This is a genomic window from Immundisolibacter sp., assembly GCF_041601295.1.
Lineage (GTDB): Bacteria > Pseudomonadota > Gammaproteobacteria > Immundisolibacterales > Immundisolibacteraceae > Immundisolibacter.
In genome coordinates, this window is record NZ_JBFIII010000147.1 from 1 (window position 1) to 4,663 (window position 4,663).

Here is a 4,663-nt window from a genome sequence, read left to right on the forward strand (position 1 = left end):
CGCACTGTTCACCGAAGACTGCGAGCTGTGGGCACCGTCGTGGGTAGGTGAGCACCAACAAATCAGCGATCCGCAAACGGAGATTTCCCTGCTGTATCTAGCTGGCCGTTCACGCCTGCAGGAGCGGGTGGAGCGCGCCGTATCGGGCGCCTCGCCGGCCTCGGTGCCGCTGCCGCGCACCTGCCACCACGTCGGCAACATCCTGCTGCTGGACCACGAGGTCGGCAGCATGACCCTGCATTCCGCCTGGCGCGTGGACTACTTCCACCAGAAAAAAACCGGTGCCTTCTTCGGCCATTACGAGCACCGCCTGGTGGCCGACGGCGACGCCTGGCGGATTGCCCGCAAGCGCGTCACGCTGATGAATGACTTCATCCCGACCGTGATGGACGTCTACCACATCTAGGGAAACGCTGAATAAATCCATCCTGGATTTCTCAGCGCTTGCCTAGCGCGGCTGCACCGTGGCGGACAGCAGGAGCGGCATCGCGCAGGCGACTGCGCCACCGGCGAGCACGCAACCGGTTCGGATTCGCAACGACGGGATGCTTCGCGCGGCACCGTGCCTTTCGGACATTATTTATTCGCCAGCACCGGCTCGGGGATCTCGGCGCTGACATCCCCGGGGTGCGCCGACGCCGAACGGTCGTGATTGATCATCGCCACGGCGACAGCGGCGATCACCGCGGGAATCGCGATCGCAATGAAGTTCTGCTGCAGCGGCAGTGCACTGGCCACCAGCGCGCCGATCACGATTGGCGCCAGGATCGCGCCGCTGCGGCCGACGCCCGATGCAAAGCCGATGCCGGTGGAGCGGATCGCCATCGGATAGAACTGACCCACGTATGCGTAGGTCACGATCTGCGTGCCGATCGTCGAGGCACCGGCCAGGCCGACGACGAGAAACAGCGCCGCGGTCGGCATCTTGACCCCGAGCAGGGTAATCGAAATCGCCGCCAGCACGTACATCGAGAACAGCACCCACTTGATGTGGAACCTGTCCGCGAGCCAGCCACCGCCCACGGCGCCGATCATTGCGCCAAAGTTCAGCACCAGCACGAAGGTCAGCGCCGACCCGAGGCTGTAGCCGGCGCTGGCCATCAGCTTGGTCAGCCACGAACTGAGCGCGTAGACCATGAACAGGCACATGAAGAACGCAACCCAGAACATCACCGTGCTGAAGCCGCGACCGTCATGGAAGAGGTGACGCACCGGCGCGCTGCTGGCCTTGTCCTGTGTGGGAAGCGCGAAATGGTCGCTCGCCACCGGCCGGAAGCTGGGCTCCAGGCGCGCGACGATGGCCTTCAGCTCGTCGTGTCGGCCCCGGGCCAACAGAAACGGCATCGACTCGGGTAGCGACTTAAGGATGATCGGAATCAGCACCACGGGCAGGCCCGCCGCGAGAAACACCGACGACCAGCCGTAGGTTTCGATCAAGCCCTTGCCGAGCAGCGCGGCTAGCATGCCGCCTACCGCGTAGCCGCTGAACATCAGCGTCACCAGGGTCGCGCGGATCTTTTTGGGCGAATACTCGGTCATCTGCGCGACCACGTTAGGCATAACGCCGCCGATACCCAGGCCGGCCAGAAAGCGCATGACGCTGAATGTCAGCGGATCATGGGTCAGGCCCGCGGCGGCGGTGAACACGCTGAACAACACGACGCAGATCGAAATAGTCCAGCGGCGGCCGATGCGGTCGGCAAGGGTACCCAGGAAGATCGCGCCAAACATCATGCCGAACAGCGCCGAGCTGACCATGAAGCCGGCCTGGGTGGGTTCGATGCCCATTTCCTGCATGATCGACGGCAGCGCGATGCCTGCTACGGCCAGGTCGTAGCCGTCGAAAACAATGATGAGTGCGCACCAGAAAAGAACGAGGCCATGAAAGCCGTTGAATTTGGCTTCGTCGGCGATCTTGTGAACGTCGATCTGTCGCATGAGGTGTCTCCTGGGTGGCTCGGCCGAGGTCGTCGCCGCCCGGAAGTGCCGGGCCGGATGAGGCGGCATAGGCGTATTTGGATGACGCCGACGCCAGCATGTCGCACAGTTCGACCTTCGGCGCGAAATATCTCCACGCGAATAACCAAATCGCGTCACTTTCGGCCACTATGGGCTGCGGATAACGGTGCGGACACTCCGCGCATAGTCGACCGCCTCGTTACGGTAACAAACGTCTTCATCCCGACCGTGCACGACCTGCATCTCCAATTCACATACCTAGCCCGGGAGCCGCCACCATGTACGACTTGCTGATTGAAAACGCCCGCATCGTCGATGGCACCGGCGCGCCGGCTTACTCCGGCAGCCTGGCGGTCAAGGACGGCCGCATCGTCGCCATGGGATCAATCCACAGCCGCGAGGCACGCCAGACCATCGACGCTCGCGGCCAAGTGCTGGCGCCCGGTTTCGTGGACCCGCACACCCATTACGACGCGCAAATTGCCTGGGATGCTCTGCTCACGCCCTCGGCCGAGCACGGCGTCACCACCGTGGTGATGGGCAACTGCGGGGTCGGCTTGGCCCCGGTGCGCAGCGACATGCGCGAGTTCCTGATGGGCGACCTGGTCAACGTCGAGGGCATCCCACAGCAGGTGATGGAAGCCGGCATCCAGTGGCAGTGGGAGCATTTCGGCGACTACATGGGTGCCATGGACCGGCGTGGTCTGGGTATCAACGTGGCGCCGCTGGTGGCGATGACGCCGCTGCGCCACTACGCCATGGGAGCGGACTCGCTCAGCCGCGCCGCCAACAACCGTGAAATCGCCGCCATGACAGCGGCCTTTTCCGGCGCCATGGAAGCCGGCGCCTTTGGCTACTCGACCACCCGCGAGGGTGTACACGTCGGTTATCAGGGCAAGCCCGTGGCCTGCCGCAACGCCAGCGCCGACGAGCACCGCGCCCTGTGCAGCGTGCTGCGCAAAGCCGGCCGCGGCAACGTGGAGCTCACCTTGAAGCTCGGCGGCGTGGTCAGCACCGAAGAACATGAATTCCTGGAATTGCTGGTGCGCGAGAGCACCCGACCGGTGACTTGGCTGGCAGTGGTCAACGCTGCCGAGCAACCGAGCTCCTACGAAGAACGCATGTCCGCCGTGGCTGACCTGACGTCCTGGGACATGGCCGTGCCGCAGACCACCTGCCGGCCGCTGCGCTTTCAGCTGAACCTCGCCAACCCCTACATTCTTGGTGTATTTCCGACCTGGCAACCGGTAATGCGCCTGTCGCGCGAGGAAAAACTCGCGCGCTACGCCGACCCGGCGTTTCGCCAGTCCTTCCGCGACGATCTTAAGAATATCCCGGCCTTCGGGAAGGACATCTGGAGTCGTTTCTACGTGCTCGACGGCGTCAGCGACCAGGCACGATCCCTGGCAAGGCAGGGCAGCAGTCTGCGTGAAGTGGCCGACCAGCGCGGGCGCGACCCGATGGACATGCTGGTCGAGATCGCGGTCGAGGACCAGCTGCGTACCACCTTCGACATGGTGGCCCTGAACTACGACGCTGCCGACACCATCCCGCTGGTTACCGATGACCGGCTGCTGATCGGTCTGTCGGACGCTGGCGCGCATGTGGATATGCTGTGCGACGCCGGTTACAGCACCCATTTGCTGCAACGCTGGGTACGCGAGACCGGTGCCCTCACGCTGGAACAGGGCGTGCAAAAGCTCACCTCCATCCCGGCGCAATTCTTCGGCATCCATGACCGCGGCGTGCTGGCCGTCGGCAAGGCGGCGGACCTGGTCATCTTCGACTCCGCCACCGTCGGCTGCGGCGACAAGGAATGGGCGCACGACCTGCCCGGCGGCGGCCGACGCTTCGTCACCCGCTCCAGCGGTATCCGCGCCACCATCGTGGCCGGCGAAGTGCTGTTCGAGAACGGCGGCTACCGGGCTGGCGTGCGCAAAGGCCGGATGCTGCGCAGTTACGACGCCTGAGGGAGGGATGCTGCGTTCGGGTGCCGGCCGGGAGCTACAGTCAGGATTTTTTACGCTCGGCCGTCAACTGTTACCCATTGATAATCAATGCGCTACGCAAACACGGCTCGCCCGGAGGAGCAGAATCGACGGCGTCTTGACCGCAACACTGTCAGCTTTCTTTACAACTTCGTGTCGCCCGCGCTCCGGCGCTGCCGTCATGGATTTTCAAGCACTTGACTTTAATTGCCTATCAGCCGACGGCACGATGAGTGCTTGCGTAAATCCGGATCGCGAGGCCACGCTTGGCGACGGACAGAAACCGTGGTTTGTCTCATGAATCAAAAACGGAGAAACACATGAAGCCCCCAATCCGGAATCGATCAAGGAAAACCTTGTTACCGGCGTTTGCCGCGGCCATCCTTTTCGCAACCGGCGCCGCATCGGCGCTACAGCTGTATACCATCACCGACCTTGGCGATCTGCCGGGCGGGGCTGATGAAGTTATGCCTTTGACATCTTTGCCTTTGGCATCAATGACAGCGGCCAGGTGGTGGGGGCTAGCGGTGCCGCAACCGGCTTTCGGGGAGTTTTGTGGGACGGCGGCGTGATGACCGATCTTGGCGATCTGCCGGGCGGGGATGATTTCAGCTATGCCAATGGCATCAATGACCACGGCCAGGTGGTGGGGTTTAGCAGCGCCGCAACCGGTGATCGCGGGTTTTTGTGGCAGGGCGCCGGCATGACCGATCTGA

The 4,663-nt window shown here is 63.4% G+C and carries 3 protein-coding genes and 1 pseudogene; 3 read left to right on the forward strand and 1 reads right to left on the reverse strand.

Annotated elements, in window-relative coordinates:
* The coding region (locus ABZF37_RS13580) for an aromatic-ring-hydroxylating dioxygenase subunit beta (protein ID WP_372720820.1) at window positions 1–406 on the forward strand (406 nt) is incomplete at its 5' end.
* 170 nt (window positions 407–576) lie between these two features.
* On the opposite strand, the gene ABZF37_RS13585 is transcribed toward ABZF37_RS13580, so the two are convergent.
* On the reverse strand, window positions 577–1,938 hold the full coding sequence (locus ABZF37_RS13585) for an MFS transporter (protein WP_372720822.1): 1,362 nt from the start codon (window positions 1,936–1,938) through the stop codon (window positions 577–579).
* 299 nt (window positions 1,939–2,237) lie between these two features.
* Here ABZF37_RS13585 and ABZF37_RS13590 point away from each other — a divergent pair, with 299 nt between their 5' ends.
* Both ABZF37_RS13590 and ABZF37_RS13595 read left to right on the forward strand, forming a co-directional pair.
* Window positions 2,238–3,929, forward strand: coding sequence for an amidohydrolase family protein (locus ABZF37_RS13590; RefSeq protein ID WP_372720824.1), 1,692 nt, complete (start codon window positions 2,238–2,240; stop codon window positions 3,927–3,929).
* Window positions 3,930–4,461: 532 nt separating this feature from the next.
* Window positions 4,462–4,663 (forward strand): annotated as a pseudogene (locus ABZF37_RS13595) (HAF repeat-containing protein); the annotation flags it as partial.

Excerpts from the sequence above, each read along its gene's own strand:
- ABZF37_RS13585 (WP_372720822.1), bottom strand. The coding sequence starts at position 1,938 with ATGCGACAGATCGACGTTCACAAGATCGCCGACGAAGCCAAATTCAAC.
- ABZF37_RS13590 (WP_372720824.1), top strand. The coding sequence starts at position 2,238 with ATGTACGACTTGCTGATTGAAAACGCCCGCATCGTCGATGGCACCGGC.